Genomic DNA, 18910 nt, shown 5'->3' with positions numbered 1-18910 from the left:
TGGTCTTCTTGCCCTTGCCGTCGAGCAGGATCAGGCTGGCGGCGTCGCGCGGATGCGGCGGCTTTTTGGGCGGAATCTCGTTCATCCCGCGTCCTCCGGCCGGTCGGAGCCGAACCCGTGCATCCTCAGGGCCCATTGATAGGCGATGAGCGCGCCCTTGACGATGGGCAGCAGCCACAGGCACAGCAAGGCGGCGGCGATTGGCCAGAAAATCATCTGCGCCCAGTCGGGAAACCCGGGGAACCATTCCTGCGCCGTGATCACGCCGCCGACGACGAAATGACCGGCGATGAACATGGTCACATAGGGCGGCATGTCGTCGGCGCGCTGGTGATACAGCGCTTCACCGCAATGCGGGCAATAATCACTGACCTTGAGATAGCGGTAATAAATCTTGCCGATCCCGCAGGCGGGACAGAGCTTCTTCATGCCGCGCAGCAGCGCCGGCCATACGGCGCGTTTCTCGAAGATCCGGTCCGGGTCGATTCTCGGATTCATTTTCGCGCCCGTCGTCCCGCCGGCTTCGGCCGTGTCGTGCGTGAGATCCCCCTGGCCGGCCCGGGCTTTCTTGCGCCTGCCTTGCCGACTCTGGCCTTGCCTTCGCTCTGCATCTCGAATCGCAGGGCGCCGGCGAAAGGCGCCGCCTCCACCAGTTTGACGGTCACCGCGTCGCCAAGCTGAAAACTCTCGCCACTCCGCGAGCCGATCAAGGCGTGATGCGCCTCGTCATAGGCGAAATAATCGCTGCCGAGCGTCCCGGCGGGAACGAAACCGTCGGCGCCGGTTTCGGCCAGCTTGACGAAGAGGCCGGCGCGGGTGACTCCGGCGATCCGACCCTGAAAGGTCGCGCCAATGTGGTCGGCGAGAAAAGTGGCGATCAGCCGGTCGGTGGTTTCGCGCTCGGCCGCCATGGCCCGCCGTTCGGCGGCGGAAATGCGCGCGGCGATTTCCGCCAGATGTTCTCGGCTCAATTCCGGCAGGCCGCCGGGGCCGAGTTTCAACGCCCGCACCAGGGCGCGATGGACGATGAGATCGGCATAGCGTCGGATCGGCGAGGTGAAATGGGCATAGCGGCGCAGATGCAGGCCGAAATGCCCGTAGTTTTCCGCCACGTATTCCGCTTGCGCCTGGGTGCGAAGCACGATCTCGTTGACCACATTCTCATGTTCGGTGCCGCGCACCTTGGCGAGAATCTCGTTGAACTGCATCGGCTTCAACACCTGGCCCTTGGCCAGCTTGATCCCGATGGTGGCCAGGAATTCCGACAGCGCATTGATCTTTTCCACCGAGGGCTCGTCGTGGGCGCGGTAGATCAGATGAGATTTCTCGGCCTCCAAGGTTTCGGCGGCGGCGACATTGGCGAGGATCATGAATTCCTCGATCACCTTGTGGGCGTCGAGACGCGGCGGCGTCAGCACGCGATCCACCGTTCCATCGGCTTTAAGCAGGATCTTGCGCTCCGGCAGCTCGAGATCGAGCGGCGACCTTTTGCCGCGAGCGATCTTCACCGCGTCATAGGCTTGCCACAGCGGTTTCAGGGCCGAATCGAGCAGCGGTCCAGTGGTCTCGTCGGGGCGGCCGTCGATAGCGTCCTGCGCTTGCTGGTAGGACAATTTGGCCGCCGAGCGCATCATCACCCGGAAAAAGCTGTGGTCGAGCTTGTGGCCGTCCCTGCCGATGCGCATTCGCACGGCGAGCGCCGGGCGGTCCTCGCCCTGGCGCAGCGAGCAGAGATCGTTGGAAATGCGTTCGGGCAGCATCGGCACGACGCGATCGGGGAAATAGACCGAATTGCCGCGATCCAGAGCCTCGCGGTCGAGCGCGCCGCCGGGCCGCACATAATAGGAGACATCGGCGATGGCGACGGTGACGACGAAGCCTTCGGGGTTGTCGGGCGCGTCGTCGTGCTGGGCGTGGACGGCGTCGTCATGGTCCTTGGCGTCGGTCGGGTCGATGGTGAGCAGGGGCAGCGAACGCCAGTCCTCGCGGCGAAAGCCCTCCGATTCCATGCGCGCCGGTTTTGCCGCTTCCGAGGCTTCGATGGTCTCCGGGCGGAACAGGTCGGGAATGGAGTGGATATTGATGGCGATCAGGCTGATCGCCTTTTCGCTGTTCATCGACCCCAGCCGCTCGCGCACCTTGGCGACGGGCTGTCCGAAGCGCCCGCGCTCAAGCGTTTCGACGCTGACCAGATCGCCGTCGCGCGCCTCGCCGCGGTCGGCTTCCGAGACGATGAATTCCTTGTCGCGCTGCTTCTTGTCCACCGGCGTGATGCGTCCGCCACGGGTGCGCGGGTCTTCGCGAAACACGCCGAGCACGCGCTTGACGGCGCGCGACAGAAGTTTGACCACGCGGCCGGAATAGGCGGGGCCGCCGGTCTCGCGCAAAGGCGCGACCCGCAACAGCGCGCGGTCGCCGATTCCCGCAGCCGGAAAGCCCTGACGCGGCCGCTTCGGCGCGAAAACGATGATGCAGGGAGTCGGTCCAAGCGCCTCGTCCCATTCGGCGGGAACGGCGATCAATTCGCCGTCGCGGTCGCGCGACAAAATGTCGGCGAGCACGATCTGGGGCAGGGCGCCGGCCTCGTGCAGACCCGAGCGCGAGCGCTGGACGGCGCCTTCCAGTTCCAGTTCCTTGAGGATTTTCTTCAGCAGGATCTTGTCGTCGCCGCGAATGGCGAAAGCGCGGGCGATTTCGCGCTTGCCGATCTTGTCGGGCTGAGCCGCGCCGGATTTCACCGCTTCCTCGCGCTCGCGGGCGATGAAGGCGACGATTTCCTCGCGGGAGGGGAAGGGTTTCTTGGGTAATTTAGGCACGCGGCCACCATAGGGTCTGCAGCGCCCGCCGTCATCCGGCGATTTGCGCGGCGGGAGCGGCCACTTGCCTTTTTCTTGCCGCGCGCCATTTTGGCCCGATTGGGGGAAGCTCGATGATTCGCAGAAAATCCGACCGCGCCAGAAGCGTCAAAATCGGCGATCGGGAATTCCTCACCAAGGGTCTCGATCATTCGTTCTGGAAGGACGCCTTCCACAATTCCATGCGCGTGTCCTGGCCGACGTTCTTCCTCGGCTTCGCGGTCTATTTCATCGCCATCAACGCCATTTTCGCCACGCTTTTCTGGATCGGCGGCGATTGCATCGCCAACGCGCGGCCCGGTTCTTTCGCCGACCGGTTCTATTTCTCCATCGAGACGCTGGCGACGGTCGGCTACGGCGACATGCATCCGGACAATGATTATGCGCATCTGGTGACGACGCTGGAAATCTTCGTCGGCATGTCGACGCTTGCGGTCTATGCCGGCCTGGTCTTCGCCCGCTTCGCCAGGCCGCGCGCCAAGGTGCTTTTCGCCGACGTGATGGCGATGGGGCGCCACAATGGCGGCGCCATGCTGATGGCGCGGATCGCCAACGCCCGCAACAGCACGGTCAACGAGGCGCAGGCGGAAATCTGGCTGCTTTATTCCGAGCCTACGACGGAAGGGGTGCGCTTCCGCCGTTTCAAGCAACTGACGTTGCTCCAGCGGCGCAATCCGATCTTCGCCTTTTCCTGGACGCTGTTTCATCCGATCGACGAGCACAGTCCGCTGTTCGGCCTGGGTCAAGCCGAACTGGAGGAGATGGACGCCTATTGGGTGGTGATCTTCGACGGTCTCGACGACGTGTCCGGCCAGAAGGTCAACGCCCGCAAGGGCTATGGCGTGGCGGACCTGCGCATCGGCCATGTCTATTCGGATATCCTGACGGCCTCGGAAAGCGGCCTTCCGCAGCTCGATTACGGCTTGCTCCACGAGACGGAGCCGGACGAGGTGGAGGCGGAGCCCTCAGAGCAGGCCTAGCTCGGAAAGTTCGCGGCGAAGCTGTTCCGGCAGTTCGGTCAAGGCGGCGCCGGCGGCGGCGAGATCGGGCGGCGCGTCTGACGGCGCCAGATAGCGCCAGCCTTGAAAGGCGCGGCAGGGGCGGGGCCGCACCGCGACCAGCCCATCGTCCAGTTGCAGGGCGCAGCGCTTGATTCCGGCGGAATCGACGAAGGGCTCGATGCCAATCAGGCGCTGGCGCGCGCAGAGCTGGCCCTTGATCACCCAGTAGAGCGAGCCGCCGTCGAGCAGTTCCGGCGCGCGTTTCGGCGCCATCCGCGTGACATGGGCGTGGACGGCGGATTTCGTCCGGGCGCGCAGGGCGATCCAGGCCTGAAGATCCGCGATGGATTCCGCCCCGACGCAGAGTTTGATCAGATGCAGGGCCAATCGGTTTTCCCTTCGCCGTTTTTCTAATCCCAGCAAGCGGCCCCCGCAATTGCGACGGCTTGCCTTTCCTCGCGCGCACGCCATTTAATCAACAACCGGGAGAAAAAAATTGAGCGAGACGGACAAGCAGGGCCGCGCCCTGGAGTCTGAACGGCAGGCGCAGGTCGAAGCCTTCGTCGAGGCGGTGCGGAAAACGCCGGTCAGGACGACGTCGGATCGCGGCCGTCTGATTTTCGCCCTCGACGCCACCATGAGCCGCCAGCCGAGTTGGGATCTGGCGCAGCAGCTGCAGGCGGAAATGTTCAAGGCCGCGGCCGGCTGCGGCGGGCTCGATATCCAGCTGGTGTATTTTCGCGGCTTTGGCGAATGCCGGGCTTCCCGCTTCGTCCGCGACGGCGCCGGATTGGCCGCCGTCATGGCGAAAATTTCGGTGCGCGGCGGCCAGACCCAGATTGGCAAGGTCTTGCGCCATATCAAGGCCGAACAGGCCGAGGCGCCGGTCGGCGCCTTCGTCTTCATCGGCGATTCGATGGAGGAAAAAGCCGACGATCTCGCGCGGGTCGCCGGCGAACTCGGCCTGCGCGGGATCAAGGGCTTCTTTTTCCAGGAAGGCGGCAATAGCGCGGCCGCCGCCTGTTTCAAGGATCTGGCGCGATTGACCGGCGGCGCCTATGCTGCCTTCGACGCCGGCGCGCCCGGCCGCCTCGCCGGATTGCTCAAGGCCGCCGCCGCCTATGCGGCCGGCGGGTTTGTCGCATTGGAGGCGCGGGCCGGGCAAGGCGAAGCCGAAGCGAAATTTTTATTGGCGCAGATGAAATAAAACGGGGACGAAATGCCCATTCTTTTGTTCGGCCTCCTGGCGCTGATCCTTTGCGTTTACGGATTGCGCATGCTGGGCCGCGCGTCGCCGGCCCAGGTCGCTGCAGGGATGCGCAATGGCGGCGGCGTGATGGCTCTGATGGCGGCGTTGTTGCTGCTGTTGCGCGGCAGGCTGGCGCTGGCGGCCGGGCTCGGCGGCCTGTCGTTTTTCATCTTCACCGGCGACAGATTTTCCTGGCGCAAATTCGCCGACCTCTATGCGGAAAGGCAAAGAGCGCGAAAAACCTCGCAGGCGCGCACCGCTCTGCTGGCGATGACGCTGGACCATGTCACGGGAGAAGTAGATGGCGAGGTCCTGGCCGGTCCCTTCGCCGGCCAAAAGCTTTCGGCGCTTACGCAGGAGCAATGCAAGCAGTTCTACCGCGACTGTCTCGTCCGCGACACCGATTCGGCGCTGCTGCTAGAGACTTATTTCGACCGCCGCTTTGCCGGATGGCGCACGGCAGACCAGGGTCACGCGGACGCGGGGGGCGGGTCGCGTCGCCGGAATGGCCAAGGTTTGGACTCCAGTGAAATGTCCGAGCAGGAAGCCTATCAGACGCTCGGTCTTCGTGCGGGCGCGAGCGCGGAGGAAATTGTCCGGGCGCACCGGCGCCTCATGAAGGAACGCCATCCCGACCACGGGGGGACGACGGATGACGCGGCCCGGATCAATCAGGCCAAGGACAGGCTGTTGCGTCGACACGGCTGATACGCTCCACACACTGATACGCAAACAAACTCATTCTTTCGGCCTGGAGCCAGTCGACGAGGCGCCCGGCTATCGCAAGTGCTTGACCTCTGCGCCGCCGCGCCGCCGGCGCGTCCCCATAACGGAATGGGGAAGGGTCAGTTCCGGGTGGCAAAACAATTAAAACCCGAATTTTTCAATGCCTTGCAGGCGGCTTCGGCTTTGGATTCCTCAAGACCGGCGAAACGGGCGCGATAGAGCGTGCCGCTGCCCTTGTGGACAATTTCGGTAAAGGGCTTGGCCGAACCGAGCGCTGCTCCGCGCTGGCTCCTGGCGCGGGTCAGGAGCGCGGCGGCCTTGTCGGCGTCGTCGGTGGCGCCGATCTGGATCATCCAGCCGGGGACCGGCGGTTTATTTCCGACCTGCCGCTTCTGGACGCTGAGGCCTTCCTCCGCTTTGGCTTCCGCTTTCGATTTGATTTCGGCTTTGGGCTCGGCCTTGGCCGGCGGCTCGAAACGGATCGCCTGGCGCAGCGCCTGTTTCGGCGAAGGGCCGGGCGTCAGATGCATGGCGGTGGGCGTCGTGGCGCTGCCTTTTTCCTGGGCGTGTTCCTGGGCGCGATGGGAGGTCGAACCGTCGGTCGCCGCCGCATGGCGGGGGATCGACGCCGTCGCGACATGGGCGTCGTCGCTCTCGTCTTTCGCCGGCTCGCGCTCCACAGCGGCCGCGGCGACATAAGCGGGGCGGGGCCGGGGCGTCGGGCTTACGGCGGCGATGGGCAGCAGCGGCGCGATTTCGGCGAGGGAAGCATGCTGCATGGACGCCGGCGGCTTCGCGGCGACTACCGGCTTTTCCGGCTCGGTTTGCGCAGCTTCCGCCCTGACCGCGCGTTCTTCTTCCTCGCGGCTGGCTTGTTGCCAAAAGGGCCGCGATGCCTCCCCCTCCGCGACGTGGGCGCTGGAATGCGGCGCGCCGCCCTCCTCGATATGCTGCTCGATCAGAGCTTCCATGTAATTGTCGCGCGAGCGCGCCGACTTGCCGCCCATTACCACCGAGACGATGTAATGGCCGTCGCGCTTGACTGAGCTAAGCAGATTGAAACCGGAGGCGGCGGTATAGCCCGTCTTGATGCCGTCCATGCCCTCGCAGCGTTCCATCAGATGGTTGTGATTGTGGATGTGTTGGCCGCGATAGGCGAATTCGTGCAGGGAGAAATAGCGGTAATAGCGCGGGAATCGGTCCTGTATGGCGCGGCCGAGCACAGCCAGGTCGGAGGCGGTGGTGATCTGCTCGTCGTTGGGCAAGCCGGAAGCGTTGCGATAGAGGGTGTGGTTCATGCCGAGAGCGTGGGCCTTGCGCGTCATCATCTCGGCGAATTCGCTCTCGCTTCCGTCCGCAACCGCCTCGCCGACCGCGACGGCGATGTCATTCGCGGATTTGGTGACGATGGCCTTGATCGCGTCTTCTACACGGATGGTCTGGCCGGGGCGCAGGCCGAGTTTGGAGGGCGCCTGCGCCGCCGCATGGGCGGAAACCGGGATTTCGCTATCGAGGGTGAAACGGCCCTTTTCCAGCGCCTCGAACAGAAGATAAAGCGTCATCACCTTTGTGACCGAAGCGGGATGGCGCGGCGCATCCTCGTTCATCCCGTAGATGACCCGGCCGGTGGCTCCGTCCACCACGATTGCCGCGGTGGCGCTGGCTCCGCCGGTCGCGGCGTGAAAATGCTGGGGGCTGTGATGCGCGTGATGGCGGACATGGGCGTGATAGGCGACGCGATGGCCATGATGATGATGGCGGGCCTCCGCCGGCGTGGCGGCGACCGCCCCGATCAGGCCGAGAACAAGGGCAGGCAGGGCCGCGCCCGACGCAAGGCGGCCGTGAACGTCACGCTTGAACATACAAACCAGTCCCGATTTTCAACCAACAGGAGGCCGTCGCTGCGCCAGAAAGCGGCGTCGTGACGTTATCGCGAGCTGACCTTATGGGAACGCGGTTACCCGGCCGTTAAAAGGCGCCGAGAAAAAGCGCAGAAAATCGGGCAAAAGAATGATGGTGCAGTGCAGCAAAAGGCGTTGACTTTTTGTGCGGCGCCTATAGATTGGCGACATCGAGCGGGGGGGAACACTTGCTCGAAACCCCGGCCGCCCAGCGGCCCCCATCACCGGCCGCGTAGCGGCCCTTTATGACAAGGTGTCGACAACATGGCTATCAATTTCGAAGAATACCAGAACTTCGGCAAGGCCCAGCTCGAAGCCATCCAGGCCTCCGCCACGGAAGTCTCCAAGCAGCTCCAGGCGATCGCCGCCGAGACCACCGATTACTCCAAGAAGTCGGTCGAATCCGGTTCGGCTTTCGTCGAAAAGCTCCTCGGCGTGAAGGAACTGAACGAAGCCATCGCTCTGCAGCAGGAATTCGCCAAGACCTCCTATGAAGGTTTTGTCGCTCAGGTCACCAAGCTCGGCGAACTTTACACCAACGTCGCCAAGGAAGCCTTCAAGCCGGTCGAAGCTGCGATCGCCAAGGTCAAGGCCTCCGCTAACTGAGCTTCCAGTCCGGATCTGGTTGGTAAGCCCGCCGGGGCGTTTTATCCGGACAGGGCCGCTTAAGTTCAAGTTGCGTCTGCAATGGCGAAAGCCCGGTCCTTATGGCCGGGCTTTTTGCTTTTTTTTTTAGAACCCCCACGCCCTTTCATGCGTATTATTATCGAAGCGGTTTCGCCAACTTCAGCGCTCGCGCCGATTTTCCGAGACGAATCAGGCTCCCGGCAAGAATTTGCGCGCAGGCTTGTGGAGGGATGAGAAAAAGTTTCGGGCGCATACTGGCGGTGGAGGCATGCGGCGCATAAATTGCATGGTGCAGCCCGCGCCTCGCCAGAAGTTTCTGGGCGCCCAAATTAAAGGCGAATTTGTCGCGTCAAATAGGAGATAGAGGTAGAGGCTGCAATTTGCGATCTTGAGGAGAGGACGGTCTTGGCGACGCAATACACTCAACCAAGGCGCATTGGCGACGAATCGGCCATAGGCCTGCATGCTTTCTGGATGCAGATCTTGACTGGACAGGTTCTGACTGGACAGGTCATGGCGGCGAAGGGCGGCAAGAAATCTCCGGGCGACGGCCAAGGGTCGGGGCCCGGATCGGGAACGGCGGTCATCACCAGGACGAAGACCCAGACCCAGCGTCCATCGATGTATCGGGTTTTGTTGTTGAATGACGATTATACCCCGATGGACTTTGTAATTGGAGTGTTGTGCACCTATTTTCATAAAAATATCGACGACGCCAATCGAATCATGTGGCAGGTGCACAATAACGGCGTCGGCGAATGTGGCGTATATACCTATGAAGTAGCTGACACCAAGGTGACCCAGGTGATGGATCACGCCAGAAAGCATCAGCATCCGCTGCAATGCGTCATGGAAAAGAAGTGAGGCAGAACATATGCCGTCATTCTCGCGCAATCTAGAACAGACCCTTCATCGCGCTCTTGCCGTAGCCTCCGAACGCCGGCATGAATATGCGACGCTCGAACATCTATTGCTGAGCCTGCTGGACGATGCGGAAGCCGCCGCCGTAATGCGCGCCTGTTCGGTCGATGTCGACGCCTTGCGCAAAAGCCTGGTCACCTACATCGAACATGAACTCGACAACCTGACGACGGAATTGCACGAGGATCCCAAGCCGACCTCCGGCTTCCAGCGCGTGATCCAGCGCGCGGTGATCCATGTGCAATCCTCCGGCCGTGAGGAGGTCACCGGCGCCAATGTGCTGGTCGCCATTTTCGCCGAGCGGGAGAGCCATGCCGCCTATTTCCTGCAGGAGCAGGAAATGACGCGCTACGACGCGGTCAATTACATCAGCCACGGCATCGCCAAGCGTCCGGGCCTGAACGATACGTCGAAGTCGCCTCGCGGCGCCGAGGAAGAGACCGAAAGGTCGGAGACAGCGCGCGAAGGCAAGGAGCAGGATCCCAAGAAAAAGGAAACTGCGCTGGAGGCTTACTGCGTAAACCTCAACCATAAGGCGAAGGATGGGCGGATCGATCCCCTGATCGGCCGCGAGACGGAAGTGCTGCGCACCATCCAGGTCCTGTGCCGCCGGCAGAAGAACAACCCGCTGCTGGTTGGCGATCCGGGCGTCGGCAAGACGGCGATAGCCGAAGGCCTGGCGCGAAAGATCGTCAAGGGCGAGACCCCCGAAGTCTTGCGCGGCGCGACGGTCTATGCGCTCGACATGGGCGCGCTTCTCGCCGGCACCCGCTATCGCGGCGATTTCGAAGAGCGCCTCAAGCAGGTGATGAAAGAGATCGAGCAGCACAAGAAGGCGATCCTGTTCATCGACGAGATCCACACGGTGATCGGCGCCGGCGCGACTTCCGGCGGCTCGATGGACGCCTCGAACCTGCTCAAGCCGGCTCTGGCCCAGGGCGGGCTGCGCTGCATCGGCTCGACCACCTACAAGGAGTTCCGGCAATATTTCGAGAAGGACCGCGCTTTGGTGCGGCGCTTCCAGAAGATCGACATCAACGAGCCGTCGATCCCCGACACGATCGAAATCCTCAAGGGCCTGAAGCCCTATTTCGAGGAGTTCCACAAGCTGCGCTACACCCATGACGCGGTGAAGGCGGCGGTCGAGCTGTCGGCCCGCTATATCCACGACCGCAAATTGCCGGACAAGGCGATCGACGTGATCGATGAGACCGGGGCCTCGCAGATGCTGACGCCTGAGCACAAGCGCAAGCGCGTCATCGGCGTCAAGGAGATCGAGGCGACGGTGGCGACGATGGCGCGGATTCCGCCCAAGTCCGTGTCGAAGGACGACGCCGAGGTGCTGCAAAATCTCGATGCGACGTTGAAACGCGTGGTCTATGGCCAGGACGAGGCCATCGCGGCTCTGGTGGCGGCGATCAAGCTCTCACGCGCCGGACTGCGCGACATGGAGAAGCCGATCGGCTCCTACCTGTTCTCCGGCCCGACCGGCGTCGGCAAGACCGAGGTGGCCAACCAGCTCGCCAAAGCGCTGGGCGTCGAAATGGTGGGCTTCGACATGTCGGAATATATGGAGCGCCATTCGGTCAGCCGGCTGCTCGGCGCGCCTCCCGGCTATGTCGGCTTTGAACAGGGCGGTCTCTTGACCGACGCCATCGACCAGCATCCGCATTGCGTGCTGCTGCTCGACGAAGTCGAAAAGGCCCATCCCGATCTTTACAACATCCTGCTGCAGGTGATGGACCACGGCAAGCTGACCGACCACAACGGCAAGCAGATCAGCTTCCGCAACGTGATCCTGGTGATGACCACCAACGCCGGTGCGGCCGATCTCGCCAAGGCGAGCTTTGGCTTCACCCAGAACAAGCGGACCGGCGACGACGTCGAGGCGATCAACCGCATGTTCGCGCCGGAATTCCGTAACCGGCTCGACGCCATCGTGCCCTTCGGCCATCTGCCGACCGAGGTCATCGCCAAGGTCGTCGACAAGTTCGTCATGCAGCTTGAGGCGCAGCTTGCCGATCGCAATGTCGCGATCGAATTGTCCGACGAGGCGCGGCTGTGGCTGGTCCAGCGCGGCTATGACGAAACCATGGGCGCGCGGCCAATGGCGCGGGTCATCCAGACCCATATCAAGACGGCTTTGGCCGACGAGGTGTTGTTCGGCCGGTTGAAGAACGGCGGCACGGTGCGGGTCGTCGTCGCCGGCGAGGACAAGGAGTCGAAACTGGTGTTCGTCTTCCCCGACGGACCGGTGCTGCCGCGTCCCGACAAGGAAATCGTCGAGGCCAGCCGCAAGAAGGTCCGCGCCGAACCGGAAGTGCGCGCGCGCCGCAAGCCGAAGGCGCCTGCGCAGCCCATGTGAGCGAATCGCGCGAGGACAGATAATTAAGGGCGCCGCCGGACGACCGGCGGCGCCTTTTTCGTCAGTCCGCCCCGACTTGCGCTGCGATCAGATCGGCCAAGGCCAAAGATGCGGTGAGGCCCGGCGATTCGATGCCAAAACAATGGACGAGGCCCTCGACGCCGTGAAAGGCCGGGCCGTCGACGCGGAAATCGGCCGCCTCCTCGCCGGGGCCGCTGATTTTCGGCCTGATGCCGCATGAACTCACAGCTAAGTCGCGGGAAAGAATCCCCGGCCAGAAACGGGCGAACGAATCGCGGAAGGCCGGTTCGACCCCCTGCGTCGGTCGATAATCGACTTCTTCGACCCAGTGCAGGTCGGGCCCAAGCCGCATGCCCCCGGCGAGGTCGAGCGCCACATGCACCCCCAGGCTTCCCGGAACCGGCAGGGGATAGACAAGATGCGAAAACGGCGAGCGTCCCGATACCGAGCAATAATTGCCCTTGGCGAGGAAGCGCGGCGGAATGAGCCCGGCCGGATAGCCCGTCATGGCGCGCGCGACGTCATGGGCGCCGTGGCCGGCGCAATTGACCAGAATCCGGCAGAGCAGGGGCTCTTCGGCCAACTCCTCGGTATGGACCGCGAAAAGCCCACCGCGTCGAGAAACTCCGGTAACCCGGCTGCGGAAGGCGAGTTGGGCGCCCATATTTTCGGCATCCGCCTGCAGGGAAAGCATCAAGGCGCCGCTGTCGACGAGGCCCGTCGAGGGCGAGAACAGGGCGGCGTGGGCGCGCACTTCCGGCTCGATCTTCGCCGCTCCGGCGGCGTCCAGCCAGACCAGATCCTCGACGCCGTTTTGCAGGCCTTGCCGCAGCAGCGCCGCGAGGCGCGCCTCCTGCGCTTCATCGACGGCGACGATCAGCTTGCCGATTTTTCGCGCCGGAATTTCGCGTGACGCGCAATAGGCGTAAAGCTTTTTGCGTCCCTCGACGCAGGCGCGGGCCTTGAGGCTGTCGCGAGGATAGTAGATCCCGGCGTGAATGACTTCCGAATTGCGGGAAGAGGTCTGCGTGCCGGCGGCCTTTTCCGCTTCCAGCACCAAAACCTCGCGTCCGGGCCGCGCGAGCCGCCGGGCCACGGCCAGGCCAACCACGCCGGCGCCGACGACTACGGCCTCTACCTCCAAGAGTTTATTCTCCATCCCCTTGATTGCGACAGGTTCTGCCCATTACCTTTCCTTCATCGCCTGCGAGGCGGTTTGGACCAGCGGCGAGAACACATATTCGAGGATGCGGCGGCTGCCGGTGGCGATTTCGACGCTCACCGCCATGCCCGGCGTCAGCGGAACGCTCTGCCCGTCGATGTTCATGACCGTGCGCGCCAGCTTCAAAGTCACTGGAAACACCAGGTTCTGCGTTCGCTGGGCGCCGGCGAAGGTTTTTTCGCTCTGCTTGCGGGCCGCGTCGCTCTCGGTCTGCTGGGCGTCGGGCTCGGGAATCGCGTCGCTCGCTACCCGCTCAACCGTTGCCGTCAAAGTGCCATAGCGGGTGAAGGGGAAGGATTCGATCTTCACCACCGCCGTCTGGCCGGGTTTGACGAAACCAACATCCTTGTTGGCGAGATAGCTTTCGATTTCCAGCACCGCGCCTTCAGGCACGATGCGCATCAGTTCGTCGCCGCCGCCGGCCACTTGGCCGATGGTGGTCACCGAGAGCCCGTAGATCGTGCCGTCGATCGGGGCGCGCAGGTCCATGCGTTCCGATTTCAGCTTGGCCTTGACCAGCTTTTCCCGCGAATCATCGGCCTGCCTCTGCGCCTCGTCGAGCTTTTGCCCATTTTCCGCGACGAAATTGGAAAAGGTCTTGTCCCGATCGCGCGCCAGCACGTCGAGATTGGCTATGGCCCCGTCGCGCTGGCCCTGCTGGGTGGCCAGTTGCGTCTCATGATATTGCAGCGTCTCTTCGGCGTCGATCACCGCGGCTTTGGCGCCCGAGCCCGACTTGGCGAGGGAAGAGCGCATGTCCACGCGCTCCTGCAGCGTCGCTATCAAACGGCTTTGCGACTCCATCGTGGCGGTGAGGCGGTCGCGCTCGATTTCCTTCTGGCGGATCTGCGCGTCATAGCTGGCGACGGCGTCGGCCAGTTGCGCCAGATCGCCAGACAGCACCAGTTCCTCGCGCTGGCGGATCGCCAGCGGTGTTTCGGGACGCCAGTCGATCGTCGGCGGCGGCGATAGCTCGCGCGCCTGCGCCGCCTTGACGGCGGCGGCCCGGCGCATGGCCTCGGCGCTGTAAGCGTCATAGGCGGACTGGGCGGTGGCCTGCTCGGAACGCGCGTCGCCGGCGTCCATTTCGATCAGCAGGTCGCCGGCCTTGACGTGCTGGCCGTTCTCGACATGGATCGCCGCGACTCTTCCGGTGTCCAGCGGCTGGATCACCTTGACCCGGCCCGCCGGCTGAATCTTGCCCTGCGCCGCCGCGATGATGTCGAGCCGGCCGAACCAGCTCCATACCAAAGTCGAGACCACCAGCGCGCCAATCAGCAGGATCAGCGCCATCCGCACCGGGGATGGCGGCGTTTCCAATATTTCCAGGTCGGCCGGCAGGAATTCCCGGTCCGAAAGATGTGGCTGGAGTTTCCGGGCGACCTCGCGCAATTTCTGCGCTGGCGGCGGCGCTTCCCTGACCTCGCTCATGCTTCCGCCCGTTCGTTCTGCATCGCCCAAAGACGGGCGTAAAGCCCCTGGCTGTTCTTCAGCAATTCGCTGTGCGAGCCGGCTTCGACCAGACGCCCGTCGATCATTCCAACGATGACGTCGCAATCGCGCACCGCCGCGAGACGATGGGCGATGACGAACACCGTGCGGTTCTGCACGATCTGGCGCATGTTGCGCTGGATGATCCGCTCGCTCTCGTAGTCGAGCGCCGAGGTGGCCTCGTCGAAAATCAAAATCGGCGGATTGGTCGAAAGCGCCCGTGCAATGGCGATGCGCTGGCGCTGGCCGCCGGAGAGATTGGCGCCGCGCTCCTCGATCATCGTGTCATAGCCCCGTGGCAATTTGCCGATGAATTCGTCGGCGCCGGCGAGCTTTGCGATCGCCATCACCTGCGGGCGCGGCATGGCCGGATTGGCCAGCGCGATATTCTCGTGGATGGTGCGGTGGAACAGCAGGTTTTCCTGCAGCACCACGCCGATATGGCTGCGCAGCCAGGCGGGGTCGACCTGGCTCAGATCGGCGTCGTCGAGCAGCACCTGCCCCTCTTCTGGAATATAGAAGCGCTGGACCAGCTTGGTCAGGGTCGATTTTCCGGAGCCGGAGGGGCCGACGATGCCGATCACCGTGCCTGGATTGATCCGAAGCGAAATCTGCTTGAGCACCTGCGGCGCATCGGGGCGATAGCGGAAGGACACATTGCGGAACTCGATTTTTCCCCTGGGAGGAGGAAGTTGGGCGCGAACCGCTGGGGTCGGCTCGACCGGCGAGTTGAGAATATCGCCCAGCCGCTCCACCGAAACCTGTACCTGCTGGAAATCCTGCCACAGCTGCGACAGCCGCAGCACCGGCTGCGCCACCTGGGCGGCGATCATGTTGAAGGCGACCAGTTCGCCGACGGTCAGATCGCCGTCGATCACGGCCTTGGCGCCGAACAGCAGCAAGGCGGCGGTGGAAAGTTTCGACACATATTGGATGGCGTTCTGGCCCTTGGCCCCCAGCATCGCCGTCGAGAAGGCCGAGCGGACATAGGCCGCGAGCCGTTCTTCCCATTGCTTGGCCACCACCGGCTCGACCGAGGCGGCCTTGATCGTCTGCATGCCGACGATCGATTCGACCAGGAACTGCTGGCTTTCCGCGCCGCGATTGAATTTCTCGTTGAGTTTTTGACGCAACAGCGGGCGTGTTATGGCCGCGATGATCAGGTAAAGCGGGATCGTCGCCAGCACGATCATCGTCAGCTTCCACGAATAGGCGAACAGCACGACGATGAAGACGAAGGTGAAGAACAGGTCCAAAGCCGAAAACAGGCCCTGCCCGGTGAGGAAGGAGCGGATGGTCTCCAGTTCGCGAACGCGCGCCACGGTCTGGCCGGTCGGTCTTGTCTCGAAATAGGAGACCGGGAGCCGCGTCAGATGGCGAAAGAGCCGCTGGCCAAGTTCGACGTCGATGCGATTGGTGGTGTGCGATAGCGCGTAGGAGCGCAGATATTGCAGCGTCACGTCGAACAGGCCGATCAGCGCGAGTCCGCCGACCAGCACGAACAGCGTCGAATAACCGCGATGGGTGAGCACCTTGTCGATCACCACCTGGAAGAACAGCGGGGAGACGAGGGCGAAGATCTGCACGAAAAACGAGGCGACCAGCACGTGGGCGAGCGGCTTGCGGTAGCGCCAGAGCGAAGGTGCGAACCACAGGAAGCCGAAAGTGCGCGGATCGACCCCGGCGCCTCGGAAATGGCGGGCGACCAGAATCAGTTGCGGCCTGATTTCCGCGAGCAATTGGTCGAGCGGGATTTCGCGCGCGATGCGGGTGACGGGATCGACGATGCGCCAGTCTCCGCCCGCCGTCTCGCCGCCAAGTACGAGGTAGCCGCCGTCTTTGCGCCGCAGGATCGCTGGAGTCGGCGCTCCGGCGAGGCGCGCAGCCGTTGGATTTTCGATGATGCGCGCCTTGAGACCGATGGATTTCGCCGCGCGGACGAGGTCGTTGGCCTCGGCCTCGTCGGAGGCCAGCGCCAGCTCCTTGGCGAGATAGGCAGGGTCGGCGGCGATGCGGTAAAAAGCGGCGATTCCGCACAGGGCCCTGAGTCCGGAATGATGCAGCGGTTCGGACGCCCGGTCCGGGGGAACGTTCTGGTTCAAATTCATGGCCTCGTTAGCCTGCCTTCAACACCGTAAGTTGTAGAAGTAAATAATTTACAACTTCAGCTGGATCATCCGAGGCGCCGAGAAGGCACAAGCGCAATATTTTCAACGACTTCGTGCGAACAAATGGCGACTGGACCTTCGCCGGTCCGCCATCATTCGTTTTACGGGTCACGCCCAGCTTGTCAATTTCTTTCTAGGACAATTACTTGAGCTTAGCCTAGGCCGAGGGCGGTCAGATAGGCCTGCAGCAAGGCGGGACGCTGCCGCGCCCAGGACAATTCCTCGACCACCCGCTTGCGGCCATATTGCCCCATCTCGACGCGCTTGTTTTCGTCGCCCAGCAGTCCGATGATACATGCGGCGAAATCCTTGGCGTCGTTTTTCGCGGCATAAAGCGAGGCGTCTTGCGCCGAAAAGCTGCCCTCGGCGACGTCGTATTGAACAATCGGCTTGGCGAAGGCCATATATTCCATGATTTTGTTCATGGTCGAGAGATCGTTCATCGGATTGACGCGGTCGGGATTGACGCAGACATCGGCGGTGGAAAGAAGCTCGAACAGCTCCGCATCGGGAACGCGTCCCAGGAAGGCGACGTAATCGTCGACTTTGAGCTTGCCAGCCAGCTTTATGAGCGAATCCATGCTCGGGCCCGATCCCGCCAGGGTGAACTGAATGTCGGTGCGGCCAAGATCGTGGACGATGTGGCGCACGGATTCCAGTAGCAGGTCGATGCCTTCCTGGTCGCCCATCACGCCGACATAGCCGACGAGATATTGGCGCCCGCGCTTGCAGGCGGGATTGGGCGGAACCGGCTTGATGCGCTCGATTTCCGGGCCGGAGCGCACGACGAAGACTTTTTTGGGGTCCATCTTGCCGCGTTCGATGGCGATGGCCCGATAGCTTTCGTTGGTGGCGATCGAAACGTCGGCGGTCATGAAGGTGAGGCGCTCGACGAATTTGAGCAGGCGCCAGAAGAAATCCCGACGCCCGAATTTCGCCTCGTAAAGCTCGGGACTGACGTCGTGATGGTCGAAAATGAATTTCTTGCCGAGCAGTTTGAACGGCAGGGCGACGAGGAAAATAAGGTCGGGCGGGTTGCAGCCTTGAAGGACGTCGAACCCGTGTTTGAAGAAGATTTTCCACGCGAGCCGCGTCTCGGCGGTCAGGGCGGCGAGATATTCACGCAGGTAGCCGCTGGCCGAGGACGCCTCGATCGGCAGCGGGTGGCGATAGATATGAATGCCTTCAATTTCCTCCTCGAGCGTCTCATGGCCCTTGCCGGTCGGGCAAATGATCGAGACTTCCGCCCCGGCGGCTTTCAGGGTTCGCGCCTCCAGCCAGACGCGCCGGTCGAAGGGCAGCGGCAGATTTTCGACGATGATGAGAATTTTCCGTCCCGCGAGAGGGGTTTCCGAGGCAGACGCGGCCAGCGATCTGGTCGCGTCGCCGGTCGCGCCGCTTTTGTCGGGCGCCAGGTTGTCGAGGAGGGAAATCGTCACGGGCATCGAGGCTCTGTTTCTCTACTTAAGGCAGACGATCGAGATTGATGAACTTGCCGCAGTTCAGGGTCAACCCCTCGGCCATGCCGCTCATGTCGATCACGATGTCATAGCTCTGTGTCGCGATGGTTTCCGCCGAAACCAGCAGGTCCGGCAGGGTCGGCAGGTGCAGGAAGCTGTAACCGAGATTCTGCCCGAGCAATTGCTTGGGATGGAGATAGGGATCGTAAACCGACAGTTTGTAGCCGGCGTTGAGCAGTTTGCGCGCCATGTCCACTTTCGGGCTCTCGCGAAGGTCGTCGCTATGTTTCTTGAACGCCAGGCCGAGCATCAGCACCGACGCGCCCGGCTTCAAATCCGCCGTCACGCGTTCGTAAAGGAAATGCTTGTGGGCGTCGTTGGAGCGCAGCAACTCGTCGATCATGCGGGTGTTGGCCCCAACCTCCGACGCGATATATTGCAGCGCGCGCACGTCCTTGGGCAGGCAGGATCCGCCGAAGGCCCCGCCGGGCCGGAAATAATAGGGCGAAATGTTGAGCTTGGTGTCGGAGATGAAAATCTCGTGCACCTTGGCGGCGCTGACGCCCAGCTGCATGCAGACCCGCCCGATTTCGTTGGCGAAGGCCACTTTCACCGCGTGGAACGTATTGTCGACGAATTTGGTGATCTCGGATTCGCGGTATTTCGTATAAAAAACCGGCGCCTGGAGGTTTTTGTTCAACTCTTCCATGCGCGGGTTGGGCAGGCCGTCCGCCGTGCCGACGACGATTTTGGGCGGATGGAAATAATCCTTGATGGCATAGGCTTCGCGCAGGAACTCGGGATTGTAGACCAGTTCGATACTGCGGAAATCCTTGCCGAGCGTAGACTCGAAAATTGGCCGGATCAGTTCTTCGATCGTGCCGGGACGGATCGTCGAGCGAT

At 62.9% G+C, this 18910-nt stretch carries 15 protein-coding genes; 6 read left to right on the top strand and 9 right to left on the bottom strand.

Translation table 11 applies throughout. The annotated features are described in order from the left end of the window. Window positions 1-81: 81 nt before the first annotated feature. Both ACLP2E_RS17795 and rnr read right to left on the bottom strand, forming a co-directional pair. On the bottom strand, window positions 82-498 hold the full coding sequence (locus tag ACLP2E_RS17795) for a DUF983 domain-containing protein (protein ID WP_442466700.1): 417 nt from the start codon (window positions 496-498) through the stop codon (window positions 82-84). Beyond that, window positions 495-2816, bottom strand: a complete 2322-nt coding sequence (gene rnr, locus ACLP2E_RS17790) for a ribonuclease R (protein WP_442466699.1) — start codon at window positions 2814-2816, stop codon at window positions 495-497. Before rnr ends, ACLP2E_RS17795 begins: the two co-directional genes overlap by 4 nt. A 113-nt stretch (window positions 2817-2929) precedes the next feature. On the opposite strand from rnr, the gene ACLP2E_RS17785 reads away from it, so the two are divergent. Further along, entirely contained in the window at window positions 2930-3835 is a 906-nt protein-coding gene (locus tag ACLP2E_RS17785) for an ion channel (protein ID WP_442461340.1), read from the top strand. On the opposite strand, the gene ACLP2E_RS17780 is transcribed toward ACLP2E_RS17785, so the two are convergent. Next, the gene (locus tag ACLP2E_RS17780) at window positions 3821-4243 is read right to left on the bottom strand and encodes a DUF1489 family protein (RefSeq protein WP_442461341.1); all 423 of its coding nucleotides are present in this window, start codon (window positions 4241-4243) and stop codon (window positions 3821-3823) included. The two genes, ACLP2E_RS17785 and ACLP2E_RS17780, sit on opposite strands and share 15 nt — an antisense overlap. 109 nt (window positions 4244-4352) lie before the next feature. Between ACLP2E_RS17780 and ACLP2E_RS17775 the strand changes: the two genes are divergently transcribed. Together ACLP2E_RS17775 and ACLP2E_RS17770 are read left to right on the top strand one after the other, a co-directional pair. Beyond that, window positions 4353-5063, top strand: coding sequence for a VWA domain-containing protein (locus ACLP2E_RS17775; RefSeq protein WP_442466698.1), 711 nt, complete (start codon window positions 4353-4355; stop codon window positions 5061-5063). Between the two features lie 12 nt (window positions 5064-5075). Then, a complete protein-coding gene (locus ACLP2E_RS17770; RefSeq protein WP_442461343.1) occupies window positions 5076-5813 on the top strand; it encodes a DnaJ domain-containing protein in 738 nt (245 codons plus the stop codon). A 137-nt stretch (window positions 5814-5950) separates the two neighbouring features. On the opposite strand, the gene ACLP2E_RS17765 is transcribed toward ACLP2E_RS17770, so the two are convergent. Next, window positions 5951-7693: a serine hydrolase gene (locus tag ACLP2E_RS17765; RefSeq protein ID WP_442466697.1), complete on the bottom strand. Its 1743-nt coding sequence runs from the start codon at window positions 7691-7693 to the stop codon at window positions 5951-5953. 303 nt (window positions 7694-7996) lie between these two features. Here ACLP2E_RS17765 and ACLP2E_RS17760 point away from each other — a divergent pair, with 303 nt between their 5' ends. From ACLP2E_RS17760 to clpA, 3 genes are all read left to right on the top strand, one after another. After that, complete coding sequence (locus ACLP2E_RS17760) at window positions 7997-8338, top strand: phasin family protein (RefSeq protein WP_442461345.1); 342 nt, start codon at window positions 7997-7999, stop codon at window positions 8336-8338. 534 nt (window positions 8339-8872) lie between these two features. Further along, window positions 8873-9223 carry an ATP-dependent Clp protease adapter ClpS gene (gene clpS / locus ACLP2E_RS17755; RefSeq protein WP_442461351.1) on the top strand — a complete coding sequence of 117 codons (351 nt, stop codon included), beginning with the start codon at window positions 8873-8875 and terminating at the stop codon, window positions 9221-9223. Between the two features lie 10 nt (window positions 9224-9233). Further along, the gene (gene clpA / locus ACLP2E_RS17750; protein ID WP_442466696.1) at window positions 9234-11645 is read left to right on the top strand and encodes an ATP-dependent Clp protease ATP-binding subunit ClpA; all 2412 of its coding nucleotides are present in this window, start codon (window positions 9234-9236) and stop codon (window positions 11643-11645) included. 61 nt (window positions 11646-11706) lie between these two features. Here the strand turns inward: clpA and ACLP2E_RS17745 are convergent, their stop codons facing one another. The 5 genes from ACLP2E_RS17745 to ACLP2E_RS17725 form a co-directional block, all read right to left on the bottom strand. Then, a complete protein-coding gene (locus tag ACLP2E_RS17745; protein ID WP_442466695.1) occupies window positions 11707-12810 on the bottom strand; it encodes an NAD(P)/FAD-dependent oxidoreductase in 1104 nt (367 codons plus the stop codon). A 42-nt stretch (window positions 12811-12852) separates the two neighbouring features. Beyond that, window positions 12853-14319 carry an HlyD family type I secretion periplasmic adaptor subunit gene (locus ACLP2E_RS17740; RefSeq protein ID WP_442461348.1) on the bottom strand — a complete coding sequence of 489 codons (1467 nt, stop codon included), beginning with the start codon at window positions 14317-14319 and terminating at the stop codon, window positions 12853-12855. Continuing rightward, on the bottom strand, window positions 14316-16487 hold the full coding sequence (locus tag ACLP2E_RS17735) for a type I secretion system permease/ATPase (RefSeq protein WP_442461349.1): 2172 nt from the start codon (window positions 16485-16487) through the stop codon (window positions 14316-14318). The genes ACLP2E_RS17740 and ACLP2E_RS17735 overlap by 4 nt, the downstream gene beginning before the upstream one ends. 212 nt (window positions 16488-16699) lie before the next feature. Then, entirely contained in the window at window positions 16700-17917 is a 1218-nt protein-coding gene (locus tag ACLP2E_RS17730; protein WP_442466701.1) for a glycosyltransferase family 4 protein, read from the bottom strand. Between the two features lie 94 nt (window positions 17918-18011). After that, window positions 18012-18910, bottom strand: an 899-nt coding sequence (locus tag ACLP2E_RS17725; protein WP_442466694.1) for a nucleotide sugar dehydrogenase, incomplete at its 5' end; no start/stop codon positions are given.

The sequence above is a fragment of the Rhodoblastus sp. genome, from assembly GCF_052145335.1.
Lineage (GTDB): Bacteria > Pseudomonadota > Alphaproteobacteria > Rhizobiales > Beijerinckiaceae > Rhodoblastus.
The sequence above is the reverse complement of the archived record's forward strand: the minus strand, read 5'-3'. Positions and strand labels throughout refer to the sequence as shown.